The sequence below is a fragment of the Corynebacterium sp. CCM 9203 genome, assembly GCF_041357675.1.
Classification (GTDB): domain Bacteria; phylum Actinomycetota; class Actinomycetes; order Mycobacteriales; family Mycobacteriaceae; genus Corynebacterium.
On sequence record NZ_JAUERY010000006.1, the window covers coordinates 45,417 to 70,914 of the forward strand.

Here is a 25,498-nt window from a genome sequence, read left to right on the forward strand (position 1 = left end):
AGTGAGGGATGTCTTCCCCTGCCGAACTGTTCCGCGGTGCCTGTTTCAGGAACGCGGGGTCGGCGGTGCGCGGGTAGCATCAACGAAATGGACAATGCAGATTCCGGAGCAACACGACCGAACACCGTGCGACCACCGCTCGCAGCCCGTCATCCTGTCGTCCGTGAATATCACGGACACCGGCTCGTCGACGACTATGAGTGGCTGAGGGACAAGGAATCCCGGGAGACCCTCGATCACCTGCACGCGGAGAACGCCTACACCGATGCGATGACGGGTGACCTGGATGTCCTGCGGAAGAACGTCTTCACTGAGATCAAGTCCCGGGTGAAGGAGACGGACATGTCCGTTCCCACCCGTGCCGGTGAGTGGTGGTACTTCGGGCGGACCGTCGAGGGGTCGAGCTACGGTATCTCCTGCCGGGTGCCCGCGGACCCTGGGGCCGACGCTTGGGTGCCGCCGGTCATCCCCGAGGACGGGACGCTCGAGGGAGAGACAGTCATTCTCGATTGCAACGAACTTGCCGAGGGGCACGAGTTCTTCGCCCTCGGGGCGTCGAGTGTGACGCGATCGGGTCGCTACCTCGCCTACTCGGTGGACACCGCGGGTGATGAGCGCTTCACCCTCCGGATCAAGGATCTGGAGACGGGGGAACTTCTCGACGACAGACTGGACGGCATCTCCTACGGCGCGACCTGGGTGGGGGAGGATTATATCTTCTACCAGCGGGTCGACGACGCCTGGCGGCCGGACTCGGTCTGGCGGCACAAGGTGGGGACCCCGGCGGAGGACGACGTCCGCGTGTTCCACGAGCCGGACGAGCGGTTCTGGACCGGCGTCGGAACTTCCCGGAGTGAGAAATACGTTTTCATCGGCACCGGCTCCAAGACCACGAGCGAGACCTGGGTGCTGGACATGGACGACCCGACCGGTGAGTTCCGTTGTCTGCTCCCGCGCAAGGAGGGCATTGAATACGACGTCGATCACGCCGTGGTCGGTGGAGAGGACAGGTGGTTGATCACGCACAACGCCGATGGACCTAACTTCGCCGTCGGGGAGTGCGCCGTCGGTGAGTTCACCGATCTGCGCTCCCTCCGGCAACTGATCCCGCATCGCGATGATGTCCGGATCGAGGGGGTGGACACCTACCGTGATTTCATTGTTCTGGCTTATCGAGCCGGGGCTATAGGCAGGGTCGCCGTGATGCGTCTTGACGGGAAGGAGGGCTACGGTGCTTTCGATGAGATTCGTTTCGATGAGGAATTGAGCAGTGTCGGTGCGGGCGGGCAACCGGAGTGGGATGCACCGGTCATCCGGCTCAGTTACACCTCCTTCGTCACTCCGGCGCAGTTGTACAACTACACCGTGTCTACCGGTGAGCGGGTGCTGCTGAAGGAACAGGAGGTGTGCGGCGGTTACAACCCGGAGGACTACATGGCGACCCGACTGTGGGTCACCGCCCGTGACGGTGCCCGTATCCCCGTCTCTCTCCTGCACCGAGCCGACCTGGATCTGACCGAGCCGAACCCGACGCTGATCTACGGGTACGGATCCTATGAATCGTCCATGGACCCAGGCTTCTCGGTGTCCTGGCTGTCGATGCTGGACCGGGGGATGATCACCGCCTTCGCCCACATCCGGGGCGGTGGGGAGATGGGAAGGCTCTGGTACGACAACGGGAAGACGATGTCGAAGAAGAACACGTTCACCGATTTCCTCGATGTCGCGGATGATCTTCTCGCTCGGCGGGTGACCACCCGGGAACAACTCGTTGCCCTCGGCGGTTCGGCGGGTGGCCTACTGATGGGTGCTATCGCGAATATGGGTGGGGACAGGTTCCGTGCCATCGAGGCGATCGTTCCTTTTGTCGACCCACTTACCAGCATGCTGATGCCCGAGCTGCCACTCACCGTCACGGAATGGGACGAATGGGGCGATCCGCTGCACGACAAGGCAGCCTACGAGTACATGGCCTCCTATGCCCCATACGAGAACATTGAGGCCAAGGCATATCCGAACATCCTCGCGGTCACGTCGCTGAATGACACCCGGGTGCTCTACGTGGAACCGGCGAAGTGGATCGCGAAGCTCCGTGCCACGGCGACGTCCGGGCAGTTCCTGCTCCGCACCGAGATGTCCGCCGGGCACGGTGGAGTGTCCGGCCGTTACGAGCGCTGGAAGCAAACTGCGTTCGAGTATGCCTGGCTGATCAACCAGGCGACAGGCCGTACGGAGTAGTGGTCTGGGGCGAACGCGGATCGCCGGGCTCCGTGTGAGAGAGCGCTACACTTGCAGTATGAGCGCCATCTATGACATTCCCGTGACCACTCTCGATGGTCGAGAAACCACCATGGCGGATTGGGCGGGACATGTCCTGCTCATCGTCAACACCGCGAGCGGCTGTGGTTTCACGAATCAGTACGGGGGACTGCAACATCTGTTCGATGAGTACCAGGCACGGGGATTCTTCGTCATCGGGGTTCCCTGCAACCAGTTCAAGGGTCAGGAACCCGGTTCGGCGGAGGAGATTGCGGAATTCTGCAGCACCTCCTTCGGTGTCAGTTTCCCGATGCTCGCGAAATCGGACGTCAACGGTGACGCGGAACATCCGCTGTACACACTGCTCAAGCAGACCCCGGATGCTGACGGTGTCGCCGGTGACGTGCAGTGGAATTTCGAAAAGTTCCTTGTCGACGACGCGGGCGGGGTGGTTGGCCGATTCCGGCCCGGCACTGATCCGGAGGATGATGCGGTGATCGATCTGATCGAGCGGCATCTGCCGCTGTAGGCGATACCGCGGTTGTTCACCCCCGGTGATCACCCGCTTTGCCCGACACCCGGGTGAGGGGTCGATGAACGGTTCTTTAACGCGGGGTTCCGGTCGGGGAAAGTCTGCACCTCATCCGCCCCGTGGGCTGGCGTGACTCGCTTTGGCCCATGTCAAACGTTGCTACGCTTTTGCTGTTGCGCAGGGGTGCCGCCGCAAACCGGGATCAGTTCTCCCCCTACCGGTGTGTCATGCCCAGGTCTGCGCCGGTCGCTGATGACAAGGGGATGGGTTCATGCCGCAGCAGGACAACCGCCAATTCGGATCGGACGGTGGGTTAACCCGCCGTGCGTTTCTCCGCAGCACCGCTTTTACCGGGGTCACGCTCGCGGGTGCAAACCTGCTCCCGTGGGAAGAGATCGCTGCCGCGGGTGAACCCGGAGCCGCCGGTGTAACAGCTTTCCTGCACTCCGTTGCCTCTGGCGATCCGCTCCCGGATGCCGTCATCATCTGGACCCGCGTCACTCCGATACCTGAGGCAGCCCCGGGTTCAGGTCTCGGTGACCCCACCATCGTGCAGTGGGAGGTGTCCCTCGACCCCGGGTTCGGTCGAATCGTGCGCAGCGGACGAGAGCACACGAGCGCGGTCTTCGATCACACCGTCAAGGTCGACGTCAGAGGACTGACACCGGCCACGACCTACTTCTACCGCTTCAGCGTCGTCGACGGTCCCTCCGCAGGCGCAGTTTCCCGGACCGGGCGCACCCGCACCGCTCCGGGAGCCTACACCCGCCCCGGCTCCGTCCGCTTCGGGGTGACGAGTTGTGCGAACTACGAGGCCGGTCATTTCCTCGGCTACCGTGACATGGCGGCCAGGGAAGACATCGAATTCGTCCTGCACCTGGGCGATTACACCTACGAATACGAGACCGGCGGCTACGCCGGAGCATACGGGACCGTCGCCCGTCGAGTGCAGCCACCACACCGGACGACCACCCTCACCGACTACCGTATCCGGCAGGGTTGCTACCACAGCGATCCGCACCTCGCTGATCTGCACGCTGCGAAGCCGATGGTCTGCATCTGGGATGACCACGAATTCGCGGACAATACCTGGCGGGAAGGGGCAACGGGCGACAACGAATGGTCGGGGCCTGACTTCTCCGAACTCAAATCCGCAGCCACCCGGGCATACTTCGAGTGGATGCCTGTGCGTACCCAGGGGGCCAGGGACGACCGGCACCTCTACCGAACCCTGCGGTGGGGCACCCTCATGGAGCTGATCATCCCCGACCTGCGCAGCTACCGTGATGTGCAGGTCGAGCAGTCTCTCGCGAACGTGACCGACCCGGATTTCCTTCGTGCTGTGGGCCGCGACGGACTTTCCATGCTCGGCCAGACCCAGTTCGACTGGCTGACAGGTGCCGTCACCACATCGACCGCCCAGTGGCAGTTGATCGGCAATGAAGTGATGTTCGCACCCCTGACCATCCCGGACACCCTCGACCCCTTCATCCATGACTGGCTGGTCAAGCAACTCGGAATCCCGCCAGACGGGCTTGCGGTGAACACCGACCAGTGGGATGGCTACATGGCCGAACGTCAACGCCTCATCGACGCGATCGTCGCTGCAGGGCGTACCGATGTGGTGTTCCTCACCGGCGATATCCACACCTCCTGGGCGGCCGACATTCCCCGCGACGCCTTCACCTACCGACGTCTCCGGGGCGGAGACGTCGCCGCCACGGAGTTCGTCGCCCCGTCGATCACCGGAGCATCGGTGTTCGACACAATCACGAAGAACCGGGAACTGGAAGTGGTCACCGGCCCGGCGATGGAAGCGGCGCAGCAGGCTCTCCGGGATCTTGATCCCTGGTACAAGTGGATCGATCTGCGCTACCACGGCTACCTCTGCATCGACGTCACCCCCGACCGCGTTCAAGCGGACTGGCACCACACTGCCACGGTCCTCGACTCGAGCGCCCCCTCCTACTGGGCCCAGAGCTATGCCACCGCAGCCGGACACCCCGGCGTGTACCGGGTGGATGCGCCCGTCGATGCGGGCCATTCGGCTTTCGGGTGACGGGTGGCGGGGATTGCCCGGCGGCGGAGGGGCGCACGGTGTATCTGATGCCGATGAAACACCCCCTCACAGATGTGTGAACGCCCCGGCAGCCGGTAGTCTTGGTGCCGTTATCCCCGGTCCACGGCGCGTGGGCCGGAATCCCCCTGACACCAGTGAAATTGGGAGCTGACACACCGTGGCCCGTGTAGTTGTGAATGTGATGCCGAAGGCAGAGATCCTCGATCCCCAGGGACAGGCCGTACACCGTGCCCTGGGACGAATCGGAATCGACGGCGTCGCGGACGTCCGTCAGGGTAAGCGCTTTGAGCTTGACGTGGATGACACCGTCACCGACGAACAGCTCAATCATCTCGCGGAAACCCTGCTGGCGAACACCGTCATCGAGACGTTCAGCATCGTCCGCGGGGAGGCGTGAGCCCAGTGACCGCAAAAATCGGTGTCATCACCTTCCCCGGCACTCTCGATGACGTGGACGCCGCGCGTGCGGCCCGCATCGCCGGTGCCGAGGTCCACGAACTCTGGCACGCCGACGAGGACCTGAAGGGTGTCGATGCGGTTGTCGTCCCCGGCGGGTTCTCCTACGGTGACTATCTGCGCAGCGGTGCGATCTCGGCGCTCGCCCCCGTCATGCGTGCTGTGGTCGATGCCGCGCGCCAGGGCATGCCGGTGCTCGGGATCTGCAATGGTTTCCAGATCCTCACCGAGGCACATCTCCTCCCCGGAGCGCTGACCCGCAACGAGGGTCTGCACTTCCACTGCGTGGACACCTACCTGGAGGTCGTCAACGCGGACACCGCCTGGACCAATACCCTGGCCCAGGGGCAGAAGATCCTCATCCCCGCGAAGCACGGTGAGGGCCGCTTCCAGGCCGACGTCGAGACCGTGAAGATGTTGGAGAATGAGGGCCGCGTGGTGTTCCGCTACACCGACAACTTCAACGGTTCGGTCAACGCCATCGCCGGTGTCAGCAGCGCCAACGGCCGTGTCGTCGGCCTGATGCCGCACCCGGAGCACGCCGTCGAGAAGCTCACCGGACCATCCACCGACGGCCTGGAACTGTTCCTGTCCGCCATCAGCCACATCGGTGCCTGACCGCGCCACCACGAGAAGGACACCGGAGAAAACGCCATGACTTTCAACGACACCGTCGATGCCGCCATCGCCGACCCGAACGCCGAACAGCCCTACGCCAGCCTCGGGCTCAAAGACGACGAGTACGCCCGGATCAAGGAGATCCTCGGTCGCCGTCCCACCGACGCCGAGCTCGCCATGTACTCCGTCATGTGGTCGGAACATTGCTCCTACAAATCCTCGAAGGTGCACCTCCGCTACTTCGGGGAGACCACCACCGACGAGATGAACTCGAAGATTCTCGCAGGCATCGGTGAGAACGCCGGCGTCGTCGACATCGGCGACGGCCACGCCGTCACCTTCCGCGTCGAATCCCACAACCATCCCTCCTACGTCGAACCCCACCAGGGCGCGGCCACGGGTGTCGGCGGCATCGTCCGCGACATCATGGCCATGGGTGCCCGCCCCATCGCCGTCATGGACCAGTTGCGTTTCGGCCCGGCCGACGCTCCAGACACCGCCCGCGTCCTGCCCGGTGTCGTCGACGGCATCAGTTTCTACGGCAACTGTCTCGGATTGCCGAACATCGGCGGTGAGACCGTCTTCGACGCCTCCTACGCCGGTAACCCGCTCGTCAACGCTCTGTGCGTGGGCACGTTAAAAACGGAAGACCTGAAACTCGCCTTCGCCTCCGGGCTGGGCAACAAGGTCATGCTCTTCGGCTCCCGCACCGGACTCGACGGCATCGGCGGTGTCAGCGTGCTGGCCTCCGACACCTTCGAGGAAGGGGCGGAACGCAAGTTGCCCGCCGTGCAGGTCGGTGACCCCTTCGCCGAAAAGGTCCTCATCGAATGCTGCCTCGACCTCTACCGCGCCGGTGTCGTCGTCGGTATCCAGGACCTCGGTGGTGCGGGCCTGTCCTGCGCCACCAGTGAGCTCGCGGCCGCCGGCGACGGCGGCATGCTGGTCAACCTCGACGCCGTGCCCCTGCGCGCCGAGAATATGACCGCAGCGGAGATCCTCGCCTCCGAATCCCAGGAACGCATGTGCGCCGTTGTCGCACCCGAAAACGTCGAGCGTTTCCTCGAAATCTGCGCCCACTGGGACGTCACCTGCGCCGAGATTGGTGAAGTCACCGACAACGACCACCTCGTGATCACCCACCGGGGGGAGACGGTCGTCGATGCCCCCGCGCACACCATCGCCCACCAGGGTCCCGTCTACGAGCGCCCCTTCGCCCGCCCCGACTGGCAGGACGATCTCCAGCGGCCCGTCGAGGTGGACAAGCCCACCGATGCCGCCTCGATCCATGATGCCTGGATGCGGATGATCTCATCCCCTGCGCTGTGCTCGCGGGCGTTCATCACCGAGCAGTATGACCGCTACGTCCGTGGTAACACGGTGCTCGCCCGCAACGCCGACTCCGGTGTGCTGCGCATCGACGAAAGCACCGGTCGCGGTGTCGCCGTTTCTGCGGATGCCTCTGGGCGTTACACCAAGCTCGACCCGGGGACCGGTGCCCGCCTCGCCCTCGCGGAGGCGTACCGCAACGTCGCCGTCACCGGCGCCCGCCCAGTTGCAGTCACCAACTGCCTCAATTTCGGTTCCCCCGAGAACCCGGACGTCATGTGGCAGTTCCGCGAGGCCGTGCACGGACTGGCCGACGGCTGCGTCGAACTCGGTATCCCGGTCTCCGGCGGCAACGTCAGCTTCTACAACCAGACCGGCACCGAGCCGATCCTCCCGACCCCCGTCGTCGGCGTCCTCGGCGTCATCGACGACGTGGAACGCCGCATCGGGCACGAGCTCGGCACCGTCGACGGCGGCGAGGTGCTCTATCTCCTCGGCGAGACCCGCGACGAGTTCGGCGGTTCCATCTGGCAGCAGATCAACCACGACCAGCTCGCAGGCATGCCCCCGAGTGTTGACCTCGCGAACGAAGCGGCACTGGCCGAGCTCCTCTCCACGCAGACCGTCGACGGTGGGCAAACCCCCGTCATCACCGCCGCGCACGACCTCTCCGAGGGCGGCCTCGCCCAGGGGCTGGCGGAACTGGCGATGACGGCCCGCCGGGACACCGGTATCGGCCTGGACATCGATCTCTCCGGGGTTCACGACAATCCCTTCGTCGCACTGTTCTCCGAGTCCGCGTCCCGCGTCCTCGTAGCCTGCGCCCCGGAGGACGCCGAGGAACTCGAACGTCGTGCCGGAGTCAAGGGTGTTCCGTTCACGAAGTTGGGCACCACCACCGAACTCGGCGACGCCGCACTCATCCGCGTCAGCGGGGGCGTTGACCTCGAGGTCTCGGTTACCGCGCTCCGCGAGGCATGGCAGGCCACCCTGCCCGGTATCTTCGGCCACGCCGTCGGAGCGAACTCCGTGGTGGAGTAGCTCCGGCGTTGTTTTCTGGCACGACAGAGCGGGTTGGAACCGTGGTGGGTTCCGGCCCGCTCTGTCGTGTGATTAGACGGTTCAGAATGGACCGTGTCTTCTGCCGATGCTGTAGTGGTGTCGCTCTCGGCGATTACATTCCCAGTGTCGGTATGAGGCGGGCGGGGCGCTTCCTCACGGGGGCGCTTACAGAGTCCGGAGGTTCTGTGGTCATGTGGAAAAACTCATGGGGTGTTTCTGGGGCCCACCCATCCAGTTTTACTTCCTCATTCTGTACTCCCGGGTGCTCGGCAAGATCTGCATAGTCGGGCCTCACCTCGCTGGCCCTGTTCCGTGATTGGGTGTCTATCTTACGTTTTCGTTGCACTCCCATCGGCGGAACTAGTCATGTGCCTGACCTCCCGGAAACCTGAGGCCCCGGCCCGGCTGAGGTGGAGAGAACATGGAAACTCTGTACTTTCCCGGGAATATGTATACCGGATCTCCGTTCGGGATTGGCGTTAGCCGATACACTCACGCCATGAATTTTCTCCGGCACCGCCTCGTCCGTACGTTCGGTCTGTTCTGGTTCCTGCCCGCCGTCATGGTGCTGTTCTCGGTGGCGCTGGCGCAGTTCCTGATCGTGCTGGAGCGTCACATCGGTGTCCCGAGTTCCCTGGAATTCGTGTACACCGGAGGTGAATCCGGAGCACGGGGCTTGCTGTCGTCGATGACGGGAATGTCCATCGGGGTGGCCGGAACCCTGTTCTCCATCACCATCGCCGCGCTGTCCTCGGTGATTTCGACGATGGGGCCCCGCCTACTGCACAGTTTCCTCGCTGACCGGGGTATCCAGGCGACATTGGGAACATTTCTGGCTACGTTCGCGTTCTCCCTGTTCAGTTTGCGTGCGGTATCCGCCGGGGCCGGAGACACGGTATTCATCCCGCATTACAACGTGACGGTGGTGATGGTCTATGCCGGGCTCTGCATCGGATTCCTGGTGTACTACATCAACCACATGGCCCAGTCCATCAACATGACCCGCGTGGTCAATCTGCTCACAGATGATCTGACTCAGGCGTTGAAGCGCGGTACCGAAGTGGCTGAGGAACAGGGGGATTGTCCGCTGGCCGCTGACGGTTTCTTCGACGCCGGCACCTCCGTCCGGACTTCTCGCGGCGGTTACGTCCAGCAGGTTGATTATCGCCGATTGACTGAGCTCGCCGAAGCGACCGACAGCGTGGTCCAGTTACGGGTGCGTCCGGGGGATTACCTGCTCACAGGTTCCGAGGTCGCACGGGTCGTGCACGGGGGTGATGTTCCGGAGGGGATCGCGGACTGTCTTCTGCTCGGCTCCAACCGGGACGACTCGCAGGATCTCGAGTTCGCGGTGAATCAGATGCTTGAGGTTGGGGTACGGGCGTTGAGTCCGGGGATGAATGATCCATTTACCGCGATGGGTGTTGTGGACAGGTTTGCGGAGGCGTTGGCGGAGCTGCACAACAGAGCGCTTCCACGCGGGGTGATCTCCCGGGACGGAAGGCTCCGTGTTGAGTACGCCGTAACAACGTTTGAGGGTCTCGTGGACACCATGTTCCATCAGCTCCGGCAGAATGCCTCCGGATGTACCGCCCTCTATGCCCGGATTCTGGAACGTCTGGGGGACGTGGGTGACATTATCGGGACACAGGAACGTCTGCACCACCTGATGCGGCATGCTGATCTCGTGTGGGCCGACGCACAACGGACGGTGCAGAACTCGGCGGACCTCGAAGACATCCGCCGCCGACACCTGCGGGTGCAGTCGGTGTGCACCCGGAGACCCGGAGCCATAACCGGAATGATCGGCGTGATCTAGCTGTCGCATTCAGCGGCGTGTGCCGCGTCCAGTCTGTCCCGCAGTTGTTCCCGCCGGTAGATGATGTACCAGATCAGAAAGCCGATACCCGGTATCAGTGTGACCAGGGAGAAGACGAGAATCAGCCGGAACGGGTCGGAGTCGCGGCGAAGTTCCAGCCGGAGTGCAGTCACTGGCATCGCGATGAACAGCAACATCAGGATGAGCCCGGAAAGTCCGAGACCACCGACGTCGCGTAGCAGGCTCATCGCGTGGGTGGTCTGGTGCATTATTCCCGCTTTGTCTCGTCACGTTTTCATCCGAGAGAAACTATATCCCATCCAGGATTCTGGATGAGGTGTTCCTACACCGTAAAGCCGGTTGTTCACTCCGACATCACCGCACATTTACACAGGTATGTCACGATGGCCTACATGAACCGCCCGCTGCTTTCCCTGTCTCTCTCGGCTCTCCGATCGGAGAATCTCGATTTTGTGAGAACACTGTTGACTGAACTCTCCCCGTACGGTGTCCGACCGGCGCTCAGAGTGGCGCCACACTGTTCCCGAGACTGGGCACTACGCAGGAACCCGGATGTTCTCGACTTCATCCACTCCGAACGGAGTGCAGGGGCGGAGCTCGTGCTCGCCGGACTGGACCAGTCGGTTCGGGGGCGGCGATCCGAGTTCGCGGAACTTCCCGCGCACGAGGCCAGACTCCGGCTGACCGCGGCGCGTCGCCAGATGGCGGCGATGGATCTGGACACGGAGGTGTTCTCGCCACCCAAGTGGATTCTCTCCGAGGACACGCGAAGTGTTCTCGGAGAACTAGGTTTTACGGTACTCGCCGATCTTAACGGGGTGCAGGATCTGCGGACGGGTGTGGTAGCGGCGGTGCCTGTGCTCGCTTTCGGCGAGGGATTCGGGGCGGCCCGGTGGTGGCGGAGAAGCGTCCGCCGGGTCAGTACCCGCCAGATCGACTCCCGGCACAGTATCCGGCTGTCCGCCGCCGCGGGTAGACTCGCGGACCCGAAGACCCGGGGGAGTCTGCTCGCGATGGTTCACGACGCTCTCGACGCCGGGTACACCCCCGTGCATCGTATGTCGGACCTGCTTGTTGATGCGCCGATGGTCTAATGCGGCCGGAAGGAGCACGTCTGGCGCATGCTGGGTGCTGCAGCGTAGCTTTGATTCAGGGGTGATACCTTCCGTACCTCCGGGTCTTTTCCGGAACCTGGGGAAGCGTCCCCTGACAGTATCGATCATGCGAGGACGAGGAGTACGAACATGCACCGGGGCGGACGCCGTTCCACTCTGCCGTCGGGAAACGAGAACACCACCGATGATGAAGCCGCCATCGTGGGGGGAAACACCGAACCCGTACGGGTCGACGGGATGGTGTCCCGCACCATCTGGCGCACGGACCGTGGCCCCCGTCCGGGAAGTCGTGGCTGGATACACTTCTTCGCGGCGATCCTCGCCGTGTTTGCCGGGTCGGTTCTAGCCACCTATTCGTGGCTCCAACTGCCGTGGTGGCAGGCTGGCGGGGTGATGGTGTACGCCGTCGGTGTAGTCATTCTCTTCGGGGTTTCCGCCGCGTATCACCTGGGCCCCTGGAAGAAGGCATCCACGGTGGTGTGGTGGCGGCGAGCGGATCATTCCACGATCGCTGTGTTTATCGCCGCGACGTACACACCTTTCTGCCTGATCTCCCTCCGCCCGTCGACCGCGACCTGGGTGCTCGCGGTCGCCTGGGGCGGGGCACTGATCTCCGTGCTGATGAATCTGCTCTGGATCAATCATCCCCGCTGGCTGGGGGTCCTGGTCTACCTTGCCCTCGGCTGGTTGATCGTCCCGGTGATCCCGCAACTCTGGGCCGATGCGGGCTCAGCCGTTCTGTGGCTGTTGTTTGCCGGAGGGATCGTCTACACCGTCGGTGCCCTGATCTATGCGTTCAAATGGCCGGGGCGGGATGCCCGTTGGATGGGTTACCACGAGTGGTTTCACCTGGCGACCGTCATCGCTGCTGTCGCGCACTTCGTCGCGGTGTGGATCGTCGTCGCCCAGGCCGTGCCCTAGAGTGAAGTCCCGGAAACCGGGCATGACTCAGCGCATGATCAACGGCAGTGGGTGATACTTGGCCCGGAGTTGGCGCAGAATCGCGGCATGCTCCGACAATCGGACGTCCTCCACTGTCCTGGGGGTGAACTGGCGGGCAGGCAGTGGATGACCGTCGATGTCGACACCGATGTACGTCACCGTGGCGTGGATCGCCGTCTCTAGGTTCTCCCGTCCACCCCGAGGTGAACCGGCACGCAGATGCACCGAAGTCTGCATGGATCGGGCGTCGGTACGTACCAGGCGCGTGTCCACTTCGATGAGATCACCGATGTTGATTGGCCGATAAAAGCGGATACCGCCGGCGTAGACGGCAACCGTATTCTCCCCCGACCACTCCATCGTGCACGCGGTCGCGGACTCGTTGATCCACTCCATCGCAGTGCCACCGTGCACCTTGCCGCCCCAGTTCACATCCGTTGGTTTCGCAAGGAAACGCGTGATCAGCCGTGGTGCCTCACTCGGGCCGTCATAGGTCTGCTTGCTCATCTCATCCTCGATGGCCTTACGTAACTCGATCCGCGACACCGCAGCCTCATGCACCTGCTTCTCGTGGTCCGTCGTCGGCACGAACTCCGGGACCTTCTGCGAACGCCCGGTCTCCGTGTCTCGGGCGACGAAAATGACCAGACAGTCGCAGGCCCGGGTGTAGACCCCCTCGCGGGGATCAGCAGAGAAAACCTCATTGATGATGTGCATCGAACTACGGCCGGTCATGGCGATCCGTGACCGGACCTCCACCATGTGGCCGGACGGGATCGGGCGAGCGAAGTGGATGTGCCCGACGTAGGCGGTGACACAGTAAGCGCCGGACCATGCGGTCGCGCAGGCATAAGCAGCTTTGTCGATCCATTCCAGCACACGGCCACCGTCCACGCCGTGTGCACCGGCGGTGAGGATATCCGTGGGGCTCGCGAGAAAACGGAGGGTTACTGCGGGGGAGGGATGCTGTGGCATGTGGTGGTTCTGTCCTCTTCGAGTTTGTTCAGGTGTGGCTGATACGACTACTGCACTGTAGTCACCCGAGTGCCCCGAACGGGAATGTCGTTCCGTAGACCGGCTCCGGGACAGAGGAACCACCCGACCCAGGATCCGGTGAAATGGTGTGCCCCTCTGCGAAACTGTCGACACCGGATCGGGACCGTATCGTGGCGCACCGGGACAGCCCGGAAAGGGGCGAGGGGCTAGAGTCGGGAACCATGGGCAAGATCCCCGATCCCGAAGAAGTTCACGCAGCCGTTACGACCATCGCCGACTGGATCCGTGAGGAGAATCCCGACTCAGCGCAGGGACAACCCGCCCGCCGATCCCTCGCGGATGCCGTGCGGCTCACCGCCCGTGCGCTGGCGGCTGACGCGCCGGGCAAGAGCGTGGAGGTCCGGGTCCCACCGTTCGTCGCGGTGCAGTGCGTCGAGGGACTCCGGCATACACGGGGTACGCCGCCGAATGTCGTGGAGTGTGATCCACACAGGTGGCTGCGCCTGGCCTGTGGATTGGTCACACTCGATGAATTGCGGGTTCAGCCCGGCATCGAGGTCTCCGGTACCCGGGCTGAGGAGATAACCCGGTGGCTCCCCGTCGTCCGATTGCCTCGGGTGGGGGATCGTGCAGGAAACTGAAAGCCCCCGGTGATTGGGGGTTGTACGGCGCGACGGCTAGCATGATGCCATGTGGCAGCCAGTGACAAGTCGGACATGAAGGACGACCGGCCCAGCGGAACCCGCAGGGTTGATCTCGACGACCACGGGGAGAATCCACCCCGGGAGGAATGTGGCGTATTCGGGGTGTGGGCACCGGGCGAGGACGTCGCCAAACTCACCTACTACGGGCTCTACGCCCTCCAGCACCGCGGCCAGGAAGCCGCGGGAATCGCGGTAGGTGACGGGGACCAGATTGTCGTGTTCAAGGATCTCGGTCTCGTGTCCCAGATCTTCGATGAGCAGTCTCTCGCCGCCCTCAAAGGGGACCTCGCGATCGGGCACACCCGCTACTCCACCGCAGGTGGAGCCTGCTGGGAGAACGCCCAGCCGATGTTCCGGATGGCGCCTGATGACACGGATGTTGCCCTCGGGCACAACGGTAACATCGTTAACTATCTCCAACTCCTAGACGAAGCCGCGGAGAAGAAACTCGTCAACCCGGAGACGGCTCCCAGCGACTCTGATGTGATGACTGCGCTACTCGCGGAACGCATCGGGTTTGGGCGAAGCATGCTCGACTCCGCACGGGAACTCCTACCCCGAATCGAGGGTGCGTTCTGTCTCGTGTTCACCGACGGTAACACCCTCTACGCCGCCCGGGACCGCAACGGTGTCCGCCCGCTCTCCCTCGGGCGTCTCGACAACGGCTGGGTGGTCGCCAGTGAAACTGCGGCACTAGACATCGTCGGCGCGTCCTTCGTTCGAGACATCGAACCCGGAGAGATGGTCACCATCGATGCCTCCGGGGTACGCAGTGAACGCTTCGCGCCGACGAATCACAAGGGCTGCGTCTTCGAGTACGTTTACCTGGCGCGCCCGGACTCCACGATCCGGGGGCGAAACGTCAACGCGACACGCGTCGAGATAGGGCGTCTTCTGGCCGCTGACTGTCCGGCTGACGGAGCAGACATCGTCATTCCCGTCCCGGAATCCGGAACCCCGGCTGCTGTCGGATACGCACAGGGGTCCGGTATTCCCTTCGCCCAGGGGCTGATGAAGAACGCCTACGTCGGGCGCACCTTCATCCAGCCTTCCCAGACGATCCGGCAATTGGGCATCCGGCTGAAGCTCAACCCGCTCCGGGAGGTCATTTCCGGGCGTTCCCTCGTTGTCGTCGATGATTCGATCGTGCGGGGTAACACCCAGCGTGCCCTGATCCGGATGCTTCGGGAGGCCGGCGCCCGGGAAGTGCACGTCCGGATCGCGTCCCCTCCGGTGAAGTGGCCATGCTTCTACGGCATTGACTTCGCTAGCCCAGGGGAACTCCTCGCCAACTGCGTCGAAGGTGACGATGAGGAACAGATGATTGACGCCGTAAGGACCGCCATCGGCGCGGACTCCCTCGGATACGTCTCTGTCGAGCGGATGGTGGAGGCGTCGCGCCAGGACTACAGTCAGCTCTGCTGTGCGTGCTTCGACGGGCACTATCCGTTGGGTATGCCTGAAGGGAATCCCAATGCGGAGCTGGTCCGCAAGTTGCAACGCACCGCGGAGGAGCCCGCGCTCCACTGATCGCCCTACCCGTCCGGGGTCCTGTGCTCTACCATCGGCTGCGGAATGATGCTGCCGCCGGTGGACACGGAGCAGACCTGCGGGAGCATCCAGATCCACACATTCACCGCGTACCTAGCCCAGGAGAAGACGAAGCACCATGAGCCCACACGACGAGCAAGGCGTTTCCTATGCCGCAGCCGGTGTCGATATCGCAGCCGGCGACAGGGCGGTGGAGTTGATCGCCCCGCTGGCCCGTCGAGCCACGCGTCCCGAGGTCCGGGGTGGTATCGGCGGCTTCGCCGGTCTGTTCGCCCTCGGCAAGTACGAAAACCCTCTCCTCGCGGCGGGATCGGATGGAGTGGGCACTAAACTCGCCGTCGCCCAGGCGATGGATGTCCACGACACCATCGGAATCGACCTCGTCGCCATGTGCGTCGATGATCTGGTGGTATGCGGAGCCGAGCCGCTCTTCCTCCAGGATTACATCGCGATCGGAAAGGTTGTCCCCGAGCATGTCGCGCAGATCGTGTCGGGTATCGCGGAGGGGTGTGTCCAGGCGGGTTGCGCCCTGCTCGGTGGCGAGACCGCGGAGCACCCCGGGGTGATGGAACCTGGCCACTACGATGTCTCCGCTACAGCGGTCGGCGTTGTCGAGGCCGACCGTGTCCTCGGCCCAGAGCGGGTTCGTACCGGGGACGTCGTCATTGCGATGGCCTCCTCCGGTCTGCACTCCAACGGTTACTCCCTCGCACGGCACGTCCTGCTGGAGAAGGCTTCGCTGCCGTTGGACGGGCACATTGAGGAACTGGGTCGTACATTGGGGGAGGAACTGCTCGAACCCACCCGGATCTACGCTAGGGATTGCCTTGCGCTCGCTGCGGAGTGTGATGTACACACCTTCTGCCACGTCACCGGGGGTGGATTGGCCGGTAACCTCGCCCGCGTCATTCCCGAGGGTCTCACGGCAGAACTTTCCCGTGGAACGTGGGCACCACCCCAGATCTTCCGCACCATCGCGGACCTCGGAAAGGTGCCGCAGGACGAGATGGAGAAGACCTTCAACATGGGGGTCGGCATGGTTGCGGTCGTGGCCCCGCAGCACCGTGACAGGGCTTTGGCGATGCTCACCGCCCGGCACATTGACTGCTGGGAGCTCGGCAGCGTCCGGACCCGTGGCACGAATGATCCGGGCGCAGTCCTGCTCAAGGGCAGCTACCAGTAACCCTCATCATTGAATTCCGCCGAGGCTGAGGTCTCATCCGCGTCATTGTCCGACCTCCGATTGTCCCGGGGCCGGTGAGTCTCTCATACAGGCGCCGCCCCAGTAAATATGGAGCGGCTACGGGCCCGGCGGATGGGTTCCAGGCAGCGCGAAACCGCTCTCCGGTTCACCTGTGGGTGTCCGGAGAGCGGAGTTACGCTACCCGCACGGGAAAATAAGGTGGGACCGCCTCGGGCGGCCCCACCTTCAGGTGGCTTCTAGCGCCACCTGGCTGCGCTGTCATCGTCAGCACCGTCATCCTCAGACCAGTCTGACCACTGGTCGTACGGGTCTTCGCTCGGGTCATCCTCGGAGTGGTGGCTCCCCTCATCCCTCCCGGACAGTTCACGCTGGAGCGAGTCCAGGTCCATGTCCGGGATGTTGTACTTGAGTTGACGAGCAACCTTGGCTTGTTTTGCCTTGGCACGGCCGCGACCCATGGTCTGACCCCCTTGGAGTGATCGGGGCGCACGCGAATGCCGCGCCCCAGGGCGTGTTTCTAGTTCAGTGTATTCCTGTTAGACACAATAGCGGGAACCGGACGATTTTTCTGCTTTTGCCCCGTGACCTCGGATTCTGGCCTACCCCGTCGCGTGAAGCGGTCGCGGGGATGTCGGTACGGAGCGCGGGTTAAAGTGCTGGTCGGGGAATGACGGGAGCTGAATGAGGATTCCGTTACCCCATCAGTCTGTCAGCCCCTTGAGACGGTTGATCGCCGCACGGCCGGGCTGTATTCCCTGCTCCCGCGCTATGGAATCGGGGTCCACGGACACCGCGACTCCGTCGCCCACGGTCAGCCCCGCGGAACGCTGTGCGCTGCGTTTGACCAGTGCGAGTGCCACCGGCCCGTAGTCACAGTCCTGGACGACGGTTCCGATTCTCCCGACCGTACGCCCACGGTCGGTGACTGGCGCCCCGGTCTCGGGCAACTCAGGTGCTGAGCCGTCGAGATGCAGGAGAACGAGGGAACGGGGAGACCTACCAAGGTTATGTACCCGGGAAACCGTTTCTTGTCCCCGATAGCAGCCTTTGAACAAATGGACCGCCCCCGGGTGTTTCTCCGAGCCGATCCAGTGCGGAATCTCGTGGGGGATGGATCGGGAATCGAGATCCGCCGCGACCTCGGGTTCGAGAGCTTTGACGCGCTCCGCTGTCCATGCCATCAGCCCCGCCAACCGCAGGGCCCCGCCGTCAGGGGAGCAGAGTTTGTCGAGGACCTTCCCGATCGTTGTCCGCGGCACCACGATGTCCCTCCGGGAGGGTCCACGCCAGTCGACGTCCCGGAAGTATATGGCCTCCTCTGGTGCCGCAGGGATGGCGCCGAGCACGGTGAGGACGGCGAGATCGGTGACGCCGATCTCGACCTCGGACCAGAACTTCATTCGTTCCAGGTACGAGCACAGCGTTTTCGCGGATGCGGCGGGCAGATCAAGGTGGAACACACCCCCCGTCAGCGTCAGATCCGCGTGGTGGAGGATGCGTCCATGCGCGTCCAGATCGAGCGCACTGGCGCTGTATCCGTCGGGGGCGTCATCGAGCTTCTGGGACAGGAGTTTGTTCAGGTAGTCGGCTGCATCGGGGCCACTGACGGAGAGGACGGTCCGGTGTGAGCGGTCCACCACGATTCCAGGGCCGTCGATGGCGCGCTGCTCCACCAGCGGTTCTCCGTAGTGCCAGGCGACACCCGCGGTGTCCGCTGCGGTGTCGGGACCGAAAGCCGGCTGTGCACCCGGTCGGTCGAGGAGAACGGAGCGGTAGGTGCTGTTGTCGGGTTCCACACCACGCATGCTAGTCGGTATGGTCCCGCCGGGTGGCTGCCGTATCGCGGGTGGCGGGGGATGGGCATAGGCTGGAGGCATGAGCACCGTAGGCCCTAGACCCGTCATTCTCACTGTGCGCCCGGCGGGAGGACCGTCGCGACGGCACAACCCCGAACTCCCGATGATCTACGCAGATGATCTCGGGGTGACCAGAGGCGACGGGATCTTCGAGACACTGCTTGTCCGGGATGGCAGGGTCCGGAATCTTGATCGTCACCTCGGTCGGTTCCGAAGCTCTGCCCGGATGATCGGACTCGCTGAACCGGATGTCGGACAGTGGGTACGGGCGACGAAGGAAGCCGTCGATGACTGGGGCTCCGCAGGAGGCGGTGAAGCCGCGTGCGTGTGGACGTACACGCGCGGACGCGAGTCCACCGGGCGGCCCACAGGCTGGATCACCGTGAAACCGTTGTCGGAGCGAATCCTCCGGCAGCGGGCGGAGGGAGTGTCAGTGCTGACGACGCCCCGCGGTTACACCGTGACTTCAGAGTTGCCGGTGCAGGGGATGGAGTCGACGGACGGGCCGCCGCCGTGGCTCGTTCTCGGAGCGAAGACGCTGAACTACGCCACGAACATGGCCGCCCTCAGGTACGCGGCGTCGAGAGGGTACGACGATGTCATCTTCACGAGTGACGGTCGTGTGTTGGAGGGGGCGACCTCAACGGTCGTCACCGTGACCGGTTCAACTTTGCGTACCCCACCGCCTGGTCGGGAACTTCTTCCGGGGACCACCCAGGCCGCGCTTTTCGAGCACGCTGCGACACTGGGGTGGACGTGTCTGGAGGAGCCGATGTTCGTCAACGATCTCTTTGATGCGGACAGCGTGTGGCTCTGCAGCTCGGTTCGACTGGCTGCCCGCGTGGTCGGGATCAATGGGAGGGGGCTGCCGGAGACCGAGGCGGAAGATGTGGTCCGGGAGCTCATCGCGGATGCCCTCAGTTGAGACGAGTGCTCAACCGATGACCCGCTTCAACTGAGCTGACATCCGGGGGCGTAGGGCACCGTCGACGACCCGCTCATCCACCCACCCGAGGTCGTTGGTGGGAAGTAACCCGTAGAGACGTTTACCGGGTCCGAGAGTCGCGGGGCCGGTTGCCGTGACCATCGTGGAGGCGCTCTCCACCTGCCAGGCACGCTCCGTGAGGGGTTCGCCGTAGAAGATCTCGACGACACCGGTGGAGTGGCAGCAGATGAACTCGATCTCATCTTTCTCGCTGATCCGCAGGAAACCCGTCTCCCGCTGATCTGCGCCGGCGGGTTCGCCTTCGTCGTTCAGCCTCCAGATCCTGGATTCATAGGAGATGTAGTTTTCGCCGTCGTGGGCGAAGACGAGCTGCTGGCCGAAGTTGTACTGGCCGTCGGTGGCGGTGTCGGCCTGCCCCTCGCCACGCCAGACACCGATCAACGGAAGTAGCGCGAGCAGACCGTCGTGGAGACTCGGTCCCTGACGGAGATTGGCGGTGTCATCGGGTACCGGGAGATCGCCGAGCCCCGGGATGTTCCGGCCCGCGGTGTTCCGTGCCTGTTCGGCGGCCAGATTCACCGCTTCGTTCCCGTTGAGGGGTGCTGTGTTGGCCGGGACACCTGCGGCTGAGGCATCCGCGGGAGTGTCGGTGCGGGAGCTGTCCGGGGTGGGCTTCGTCGAGTCATCCATGGGATACAAGCCTAGCGGCCTGTCACCTGTCCTGTCCCACTGGTGTCGGTGTCAGTGCGTGACCGGTCGGAGGGCTACGTCACATTGCCGAGGTGCCCAGCGGAAGCAGTGGAGTGTCACCGACGATGGCCGGTCGCTGCCTGGATTCGAGGTAGATGGACCCTCCCGAGCAGAAGACCTTGTCTATCAGTGTGGGAAGCGGCGTATCCCGCGAGTCGAGGCTCCAGGTGAAGATGGACTCGACCTCTTCCTCTCGGTCATCGGGTACGCCCACCATCCGGTACGGCGTCATCGTCAACTCCGGCCCGCGGATGCGTAACCGGACGTAAACCGCCACCGGGTGGTCGAACCCTGGGGGTGTACCGGTCAACCGGGCTTCCGTGGAGGGTTTCGCCGAGGGAGAGATGTCCGTTGGATGCGCGATATCTAGGTCCGTTATCCCGATCTGATTTCCCAGTGCAACTCCGTCAAGGCCCACCGTTCTGGCGATGACGGATGCGGGAGCCCCCAGGACATCGCCGGAGAGGACTGCTCCTGGAGCGAGTCGGGCATCCCGGATCTCGGTGCGCAGATTTACCATCCCGAGGTCACGGACGGGTACATCCCCGGCCTCCACGATGATCGTCGGTACGGTGTGCGTGAGCAGAGCACCGAGATAGGGGACCCCCCCTACCGTGACACTAGGGTACTGGGAGAGGTCATCGGCCGCCCGGACCTCATCGGAGATATGGCGCTCGACCTGAACCGCCACCACCGTGTCGACGATCCAGGGAACGGCGAGGAGCACGAGGGTCGGTAACAGGAACCCACGGAGAGCGGAGATCTTCACACCTCCAAGGTTTACCGCACATGGCGGTCGGTGGTTTTCACTAGCCTGGATTCCCATGGAGATCCGTACGATGACACCCACTGACACTGCCGCGCCGACCCCCGCGGTGGATATCCGTGAACTGAATGCCCGTGCTGCGGAGAACGACGGTATTGAGCCATTCTCCGAGCAGTTTCTTCTCGGGCTCGACGACGGTGGTGATCGTGGACACCGGCACGTATCGGTCCTTGATGACGACGGTCACCTCATCGGAGCGGCGGCGCTCGACGGTACGACTGCAGAGCTGGTGGTCGATCCAGCCTGGCGTCGGAGAGGAGTGGGAACCGCTCTGTTCCGGACCCTCGTGGAGACTTTCGGCGCCGTAACCGTCTGGGCCCACGGTAATCTTCCTGCTGCCGTTGCCTGGAGTCGGGAACAGAAGCTCACCCCGGTCAGAGAACTCCTGGTGATGAGAATCGGCGGACCCCGGCTCGTTGCGGCTGCGGAGACACCGGACCGGGGCGGTTACCGGATTCTCGATCTCGTCGAATCCCGCCGCCGCTTTGGTCGGGACATCGTTGACACCGAGTGGCTCCGGGTGAACAATGAGGCCTTCGACTGGCACCCTGAGCAGGGAGGGTGGGATGCCGCGAAGCTCGCTCGCGGGCAGGACACCGACTGGTTCGATCCCCACGGGGTTCGTCTTCTCTGGGGTGATGCCGGGGAAGACACGGAATCCGGTCGGATACCTGAACTCGCTGGATTCCACTGGACCAAGTGGCACGGTGAAAGCGAGGACGGACATGCCACCGGTGAAGTGTATGTCGTGGGGCTGGCCGATGGATTCCGTGGGCGTCGACTCGGAGGAATGTTGGTTGCGGCAGGACTCCGGTACCTCATCGACCGGGGGGCGGAAGAAGTGATCCTCTACGTCGAAGCGGACAACGCCGCAGCCGTGGCTGCTTATGAACGACTCGGCTTCGAGGTACGTGAGCGGCATGTCGCATACGGCTCCACGGAGAGGTGATTGAGGGGGTGACACCATCCATGGTGAACTGGGAATAATGGGTCTTCCCCGGGGTGGTTCTCGCAGCTTTCCGCCTGAATTAACCTTTTGTTCACTGGCAGGGCCCGCCCGGGACACCTCCACCCTCTAGCTTCATGGACGAGGCAAACGGACCGCACTCCCGCAGACATCGGGGCGGTGTGGTTCATTTTTCCGCCGCGGACTTTCATGTTCTGCGGCATCACCAGGGAAAACTGCCGTGAACACCCCAACCACATCCATGGAGGAATTCCGAAGTGATCCGCAATCGTTCCCGTCGTGCCGCCCTTCTCGGTGGTATCGCCATCGTTTCCCTCGCGGCCACCGCCTGCTCCGAGTCCGCTGACACCACTGTCACCGGTAGTGGCGGCGGCTCCATCGAGGGGCTTTCCGGCACCACCGGAACGCTGTCCGCTGAGGGTGCGTCGTCGCAGCAGAAGGCCATGGACCTCTTCGGTACCGTGTACCAGCAGCAGGTTTCCGGTGCCCAGTTCAACTACACCGCTTCGGGTTCCGGCTCCGGGCAGAAGCAGTTCATCGCCGGCCAGGTCGCCTTCGGTGGCTCTGACTCCCCGCTCTCCGACGAGCAGATCCCGGACGCTGAGAAGCGTTGCGGTGGCAACGAGGTCTGGCACCTTCCGCTCGTCATCGGTCCAGTCGCCGTGGCCTACAACCTGGAGGGTGTGAGCGACGATATCGTTCTGTCTCCCGAGGTCATCGCCAAGATCTTCGGCGGTAAGATCACTTCGTGGAATGATCCGGCCATCGCGAAGCTGAATGACGGCGTTGACCTTCCGGATACCAGCATCAACGTCATCTACCGCTCCGAGGAGTCCGGTACTTCCGACAACTTCCAGAAGTTCCTCAAGGCCTCCGCCCCGAACGACTGGTCCACCACCGGTAAGTCTTTCCCCTCGGCCACCGGTGCAGGTGCCAACGGTTCCAACGGTGTTGTCTCCGAGGTGTCCAAAACCAACGGCGGCATCACCTATGTTGAGGCTGGCTTCGCCACCGAGCAGGGCCTCAAAATCGCCCAGATCGATTTCGGTGAGGGGGCCGTGGAACTCAATGACAAGACCGTTGGTGAAGCACTGGACAACCTCACCTACAAGACCGAGGGCCACAACATGGTCGTCGATTCCGCGAAGCTGTTCGAGATGAAGAAGGCAGGGGCATACCCGCTCGTCCTCACCACCTACGAGATCGTCTGTTCAGCAGGGTACGACGAGGAGACCTCCAAGATGGTCAAGGACTTCCTCACCGTTGCTCTCGGCACCCAGAATGAGCGCCTCGAGAAGCAGGGTTACATTCCGGTTTCCGGTGCCTACGCCCAGAAACTCAAGGACGCCGTCGACGCGATCCAGTAGCACCCTGCGTGTCCCGGACCGGGGCACGCATTCCGTATCTCCGCACCTCACGAGGACACACATCAGACATGACGAAGCCACTCTCCACATCTGGGCGTCGCCAGTCGGGAGTCCAGGGTGACCTGGCACAACCGACCATCGCTGACACGCCCGTCGGCACCGGGCCCGGCGCTTTCCGCACCGCCGGAACCGCCCACCGCCGTAACGACCGGATCTTCAAGGGAATTGCTACGACCTCGGCGGTCACCATCACCGTTCTGATCGGGGCGATCGGTTTCTTCCTGCTCTGGCGTGCGGTCCCCGCACTGATGAACAACGCCGAGGGATTAACCGGATTCTTCACCTACGGTGGCGACTGGAACACCAGTGACACCAGTGCGATGCTGTTCGGTATCCCGAACCTCCTCGCGGTAACCGTCACGGTCTCTCTGGTTGCTCTCGCCCTGGCGATGCCCATCGCCCTCGGCGTTGCCATCTACCTCTCCTCCTATGCACCCGAACGACTACGCAGGCCCCTCGGATTCCTCGTCGACCTCCTCGCGGCTGTCCCCTCCATCGTCTACGGACTCTGGGGCGCGGCAGTCCTCGGTCCGGTACTCGGCGGAGTCTTCACCTGGATCAATGCGCATGCCGACAGTTTCTTCCTGTTCCGGCACTACGCGAACTCCCCGGCATTCTCCACCTCCCGGAATGTTCTCACCGGTGGTGTCGTGCTCGCGATCATGATCCTCCCGGTCATCGCAGCCACCGCCCGTGAGGTGTTCGTGCAGACCCCCGTCGGGCACAAGGAATCCGCACTCGCCCTCGGTGCGACCCGCTGGGAGGTCGTGAAGATGACCGTCCTGCCGTTCGGTTTCTCCGGCTACATCTCGGGTTCCATGCTGGGCCTCGGACGTGCTCTCGGTGAAACGATGGCCCTCTATCTCGTCGTCTCCCCGTCTTCATCGTTCCGTGCCTCTCTCTTCGATGGTGGTACGACGTTCGCCACCGCCATCGCGAATGCCGCGCCGGAATTCAACGACAACCTCAAAGCAGGTGCCTACATCGCGGCCGGCCTGGTTCTGTTCCTCCTGACCTTCGTGGTCAACGCAGGTGCCCGCGCCGTCATCAAGAACAGGAGCAAGGCCTGATGAACGCAACCTCCCTCTCCCAGGACACCGGAAGCGGGCATGACGTCATTGGCGCCGCGCCCACCTTCCCCAAGCTCTCCGGATCCAGGCGGAACGCCAATGTGATCTCCAGGTGGGTCATCCGGACCTGTATGGTCATCGCACTCGTCCCCCTCGTCTGGATCCTCGCGGACGTACTCATCAAAGGAATCCGGGTCACCCTCAGCCTCGACTGGTGGACGAAATCCCAGCTCGGAGTGCTTTACACCGAACCCGGTGGCGGCATGGTTCACGCCATCATCGGTACTCTCGTCCAGTGCGGTGTCGCGTCCCTCTTCTCGATCCCGATCGGTGTCTTCACGGCCGTCTATCTCGTCGAATATGGTGCCAACAATCGACTGTCCAAGGTGACCACCTTCATGGTCGACATCCTCACCGGTGTGCCGTCGATCGTCGCGGCACTGTTCATCTACTCGGTCTGGATCGCGTTGTTCGGATTCAACCGTTCCGGCTTCGCGGTCTCCCTGGCACTCGTCCTCCTCATGGTTCCCGTCGTCGTGCGTACCACAGAGGAAATGCTCCGCATCGTCCCACAGGATCTGCGTGAAGCCTCTTATGCGCTGGGTGTCCCCCGCTGGAAGACCATCGTCAAGATCGTCCTACCCACTGCCTGGTCCGGTATCGTCACCGGCATCATGCTCGCCATCGCCCGCATCATGGGTGAATCCGCCCCGGTCCTGATTCTCGTCGGTTCGACCCAGGGCATCAACTGGGACCCGACCGGAAACTCCCAATCCTCGCTTCCGTTGATGATGCTCGACATGTATCGCGCGGGTACCTCCCCCGCAGTCGTCGACAAGATGTGGGGTGCCGCGCTGACACTTGTCGTCCTCATCGCGGTCCTCACGATCACAGCCCGCATACTCTCTCTCCGGGTCACCGGAAAAAAGAAGTGACCCGGGTCCTTTCCCGCATCAACTCCGCACATC

General features: G+C 63.4%; 23 protein-coding genes. 17 read left to right on the top strand and 6 right to left on the bottom strand.

Annotated features, from left to right (window positions below):
- The first annotated feature begins 87 nt into the window (after positions 1–87).
- From QWU44_RS11260 to QWU44_RS11290, 7 genes are all read left to right on the top strand, one after another.
- Positions 88–2,238 carry a S9 family peptidase gene (locus tag QWU44_RS11260; protein WP_370915777.1) on the top strand — a complete coding sequence of 717 codons (2,151 nt, stop codon included), beginning with the start codon at positions 88–90 and terminating at the stop codon, positions 2,236–2,238.
- Between the two features lie 58 nt (positions 2,239–2,296).
- Entirely contained in the window at positions 2,297–2,788 is a 492-nt protein-coding gene (locus QWU44_RS11265; RefSeq protein WP_370915778.1) for a glutathione peroxidase, read from the top strand.
- A 274-nt stretch (positions 2,789–3,062) separates the two neighbouring features.
- On the top strand, positions 3,063–4,850 hold the full coding sequence (locus QWU44_RS11270; RefSeq protein WP_370915779.1) for an alkaline phosphatase: 1,788 nt from the start codon (positions 3,063–3,065) through the stop codon (positions 4,848–4,850).
- Between the two features lie 178 nt (positions 4,851–5,028).
- Positions 5,029–5,268 carry a phosphoribosylformylglycinamidine synthase subunit PurS gene (gene purS / locus QWU44_RS11275; RefSeq protein WP_370915780.1) on the top strand — a complete coding sequence of 80 codons (240 nt, stop codon included), beginning with the start codon at positions 5,029–5,031 and terminating at the stop codon, positions 5,266–5,268.
- Positions 5,269–5,273: 5 nt separating this feature from the next.
- Positions 5,274–5,945: a phosphoribosylformylglycinamidine synthase subunit PurQ gene (gene purQ, locus QWU44_RS11280; protein ID WP_370915781.1), complete on the top strand. Its 672-nt coding sequence runs from the start codon at positions 5,274–5,276 to the stop codon at positions 5,943–5,945.
- Positions 5,946–5,981: 36 nt separating this feature from the next.
- Positions 5,982–8,315, top strand: coding sequence for a phosphoribosylformylglycinamidine synthase subunit PurL (purL, locus tag QWU44_RS11285; protein ID WP_370915782.1), 2,334 nt, complete (start codon positions 5,982–5,984; stop codon positions 8,313–8,315).
- 520 nt (positions 8,316–8,835) lie between these two features.
- Positions 8,836–10,155 carry a DUF2254 domain-containing protein gene (locus QWU44_RS11290; RefSeq protein WP_370915783.1) on the top strand — a complete coding sequence of 440 codons (1,320 nt, stop codon included), beginning with the start codon at positions 8,836–8,838 and terminating at the stop codon, positions 10,153–10,155.
- Here QWU44_RS11290 and QWU44_RS11295 read toward each other — a convergent pair.
- Positions 10,152–10,424: a hypothetical protein gene (locus QWU44_RS11295; protein ID WP_370915784.1), complete on the bottom strand. Its 273-nt coding sequence runs from the start codon at positions 10,422–10,424 to the stop codon at positions 10,152–10,154. The genes QWU44_RS11290 and QWU44_RS11295 overlap by 4 nt on opposite strands.
- A gap of 135 nt (positions 10,425–10,559) precedes the next feature.
- Here QWU44_RS11295 and QWU44_RS11300 point away from each other — a divergent pair, with 135 nt between their 5' ends.
- Positions 10,560–11,270 carry a DUF2334 domain-containing protein gene (locus tag QWU44_RS11300; RefSeq protein WP_370915785.1) on the top strand — a complete coding sequence of 237 codons (711 nt, stop codon included), beginning with the start codon at positions 10,560–10,562 and terminating at the stop codon, positions 11,268–11,270.
- A 258-nt stretch (positions 11,271–11,528) separates the two neighbouring features.
- On the top strand, positions 11,529–12,212 hold the full coding sequence (locus tag QWU44_RS11305; RefSeq protein WP_370915809.1) for a hemolysin III family protein: 684 nt from the start codon (positions 11,529–11,531) through the stop codon (positions 12,210–12,212).
- A 27-nt stretch (positions 12,213–12,239) separates the two neighbouring features.
- Here QWU44_RS11305 and QWU44_RS11310 read toward each other — a convergent pair whose 3' ends face one another.
- Complete coding sequence (locus tag QWU44_RS11310; RefSeq protein WP_370915786.1) at positions 12,240–13,208, bottom strand: acyl-CoA thioesterase; 969 nt, start codon at positions 13,206–13,208, stop codon at positions 12,240–12,242.
- A gap of 242 nt (positions 13,209–13,450) precedes the next feature.
- Here QWU44_RS11310 and QWU44_RS11315 point away from each other — a divergent pair, with 242 nt between their 5' ends.
- The 3 genes from QWU44_RS11315 to purM all read left to right on the top strand — a co-directional run bounded on the left by QWU44_RS11315 (position 13,451) and on the right by purM (position 16,667).
- The gene (locus QWU44_RS11315; protein ID WP_370915787.1) at positions 13,451–13,870 is read left to right on the top strand and encodes a sterol carrier family protein; all 420 of its coding nucleotides are present in this window, start codon (positions 13,451–13,453) and stop codon (positions 13,868–13,870) included.
- Positions 13,871–13,945: 75 nt separating this feature from the next.
- Positions 13,946–15,463 carry an amidophosphoribosyltransferase gene (purF, locus tag QWU44_RS11320; RefSeq protein WP_370915810.1) on the top strand — a complete coding sequence of 506 codons (1,518 nt, stop codon included), beginning with the start codon at positions 13,946–13,948 and terminating at the stop codon, positions 15,461–15,463.
- A gap of 139 nt (positions 15,464–15,602) precedes the next feature.
- Positions 15,603–16,667, top strand: a complete 1,065-nt coding sequence (gene purM / locus QWU44_RS11325) for a phosphoribosylformylglycinamidine cyclo-ligase (RefSeq protein WP_370915788.1) — start codon at positions 15,603–15,605, stop codon at positions 16,665–16,667.
- 257 nt (positions 16,668–16,924) lie between these two features.
- On the opposite strand, the gene QWU44_RS11330 is transcribed toward purM, so the two are convergent.
- Both QWU44_RS11330 and QWU44_RS11335 read right to left on the bottom strand, forming a co-directional pair.
- Positions 16,925–17,146 carry a DUF3073 domain-containing protein gene (locus QWU44_RS11330; RefSeq protein WP_370915789.1) on the bottom strand — a complete coding sequence of 74 codons (222 nt, stop codon included), beginning with the start codon at positions 17,144–17,146 and terminating at the stop codon, positions 16,925–16,927.
- A 243-nt stretch (positions 17,147–17,389) separates the two neighbouring features.
- Positions 17,390–18,493 carry a folate-binding protein YgfZ gene (locus tag QWU44_RS11335; RefSeq protein ID WP_370915790.1) on the bottom strand — a complete coding sequence of 368 codons (1,104 nt, stop codon included), beginning with the start codon at positions 18,491–18,493 and terminating at the stop codon, positions 17,390–17,392.
- Positions 18,494–18,563: 70 nt separating this feature from the next.
- Between QWU44_RS11335 and QWU44_RS11340 the strand changes: the two genes are divergently transcribed.
- Positions 18,564–19,469, top strand: coding sequence for an aminodeoxychorismate lyase (locus tag QWU44_RS11340; protein ID WP_370915791.1), 906 nt, complete (start codon positions 18,564–18,566; stop codon positions 19,467–19,469).
- 9 nt (positions 19,470–19,478) lie between these two features.
- Here QWU44_RS11340 and QWU44_RS11345 read toward each other — a convergent pair whose 3' ends face one another.
- The gene (locus QWU44_RS11345) at positions 19,479–20,180 is read right to left on the bottom strand and encodes an FABP family protein (protein WP_370915792.1); all 702 of its coding nucleotides are present in this window, start codon (positions 20,178–20,180) and stop codon (positions 19,479–19,481) included.
- 79 nt (positions 20,181–20,259) lie between these two features.
- The gene (locus tag QWU44_RS11350; protein ID WP_370915793.1) at positions 20,260–21,009 is read right to left on the bottom strand and encodes a DUF2993 domain-containing protein; all 750 of its coding nucleotides are present in this window, start codon (positions 21,007–21,009) and stop codon (positions 20,260–20,262) included.
- Between the two features lie 70 nt (positions 21,010–21,079).
- Between QWU44_RS11350 and mshD the strand changes: the two genes are divergently transcribed.
- The 4 genes from mshD (at position 21,080) to pstA (ending at position 25,465) form a co-directional block, all read left to right on the top strand.
- Positions 21,080–22,015: a mycothiol synthase gene (gene mshD / locus QWU44_RS11355; protein WP_370915794.1), complete on the top strand. Its 936-nt coding sequence runs from the start codon at positions 21,080–21,082 to the stop codon at positions 22,013–22,015.
- A 278-nt stretch (positions 22,016–22,293) separates the two neighbouring features.
- On the top strand, positions 22,294–23,400 hold the full coding sequence (gene pstS / locus QWU44_RS11360) for a phosphate ABC transporter substrate-binding protein PstS (RefSeq protein ID WP_370915811.1): 1,107 nt from the start codon (positions 22,294–22,296) through the stop codon (positions 23,398–23,400).
- Between the two features lie 68 nt (positions 23,401–23,468).
- Positions 23,469–24,530 (top strand): phosphate ABC transporter permease subunit PstC, encoded by a 1,062-nt coding sequence (pstC, locus tag QWU44_RS11365; RefSeq protein ID WP_370915795.1) that lies wholly within the window; start codon positions 23,469–23,471, stop codon positions 24,528–24,530.
- On the top strand, positions 24,530–25,465 hold the full coding sequence (gene pstA / locus QWU44_RS11370; RefSeq protein ID WP_370915796.1) for a phosphate ABC transporter permease PstA: 936 nt from the start codon (positions 24,530–24,532) through the stop codon (positions 25,463–25,465). The genes pstC and pstA overlap by 1 nt, the downstream gene beginning before the upstream one ends.
- The last annotated feature ends 33 nt before the right edge of the window (positions 25,466–25,498 follow it).

Coding starts and splice junctions, on each gene's coding strand:
- pstC (WP_370915795.1), top strand. CDS start 23,469: ATGACGAAGCCACTCTCCACATCTGGGCGTCGCCAGTCGGGAGTCCAG.
- purL (WP_370915782.1), top strand. CDS start 5,982: ATGACTTTCAACGACACCGTCGATGCCGCCATCGCCGACCCGAACGCC.
- QWU44_RS11260 (WP_370915777.1), top strand. CDS start 88: ATGGACAATGCAGATTCCGGAGCAACACGACCGAACACCGTGCGACCA.
- QWU44_RS11300 (WP_370915785.1), top strand. CDS start 10,560: ATGGCCTACATGAACCGCCCGCTGCTTTCCCTGTCTCTCTCGGCTCTC.
- purM (WP_370915788.1), top strand. CDS start 15,603: ATGAGCCCACACGACGAGCAAGGCGTTTCCTATGCCGCAGCCGGTGTC.
- QWU44_RS11330 (WP_370915789.1), bottom strand. CDS start 17,146: ATGGGTCGCGGCCGTGCCAAGGCAAAACAAGCCAAGGTTGCTCGTCAA.
- QWU44_RS11345 (WP_370915792.1), bottom strand. CDS start 20,180: ATGGATGACTCGACGAAGCCCACCCCGGACAGCTCCCGCACCGACACT.
- QWU44_RS11290 (WP_370915783.1), top strand. CDS start 8,836: ATGAATTTTCTCCGGCACCGCCTCGTCCGTACGTTCGGTCTGTTCTGG.
- QWU44_RS11340 (WP_370915791.1), top strand. CDS start 18,564: ATGAGCACCGTAGGCCCTAGACCCGTCATTCTCACTGTGCGCCCGGCG.
- QWU44_RS11265 (WP_370915778.1), top strand. CDS start 2,297: ATGAGCGCCATCTATGACATTCCCGTGACCACTCTCGATGGTCGAGAA.
- mshD (WP_370915794.1), top strand. CDS start 21,080: ATGACACCCACTGACACTGCCGCGCCGACCCCCGCGGTGGATATCCGT.
- QWU44_RS11295 (WP_370915784.1), bottom strand. CDS start 10,424: ATGCACCAGACCACCCACGCGATGAGCCTGCTACGCGACGTCGGTGGT.
- QWU44_RS11335 (WP_370915790.1), bottom strand. CDS start 18,493: ATGCGTGGTGTGGAACCCGACAACAGCACCTACCGCTCCGTTCTCCTC.
- pstA (WP_370915796.1), top strand. CDS start 24,530: ATGAACGCAACCTCCCTCTCCCAGGACACCGGAAGCGGGCATGACGTC.
- QWU44_RS11310 (WP_370915786.1), bottom strand. CDS start 13,208: ATGCCACAGCATCCCTCCCCCGCAGTAACCCTCCGTTTTCTCGCGAGC.
- QWU44_RS11315 (WP_370915787.1), top strand. CDS start 13,451: ATGGGCAAGATCCCCGATCCCGAAGAAGTTCACGCAGCCGTTACGACC.
- QWU44_RS11305 (WP_370915809.1), top strand. CDS start 11,529: ATGGTGTCCCGCACCATCTGGCGCACGGACCGTGGCCCCCGTCCGGGA.
- purF (WP_370915810.1), top strand. CDS start 13,946: ATGAAGGACGACCGGCCCAGCGGAACCCGCAGGGTTGATCTCGACGAC.
- QWU44_RS11270 (WP_370915779.1), top strand. CDS start 3,063: ATGCCGCAGCAGGACAACCGCCAATTCGGATCGGACGGTGGGTTAACC.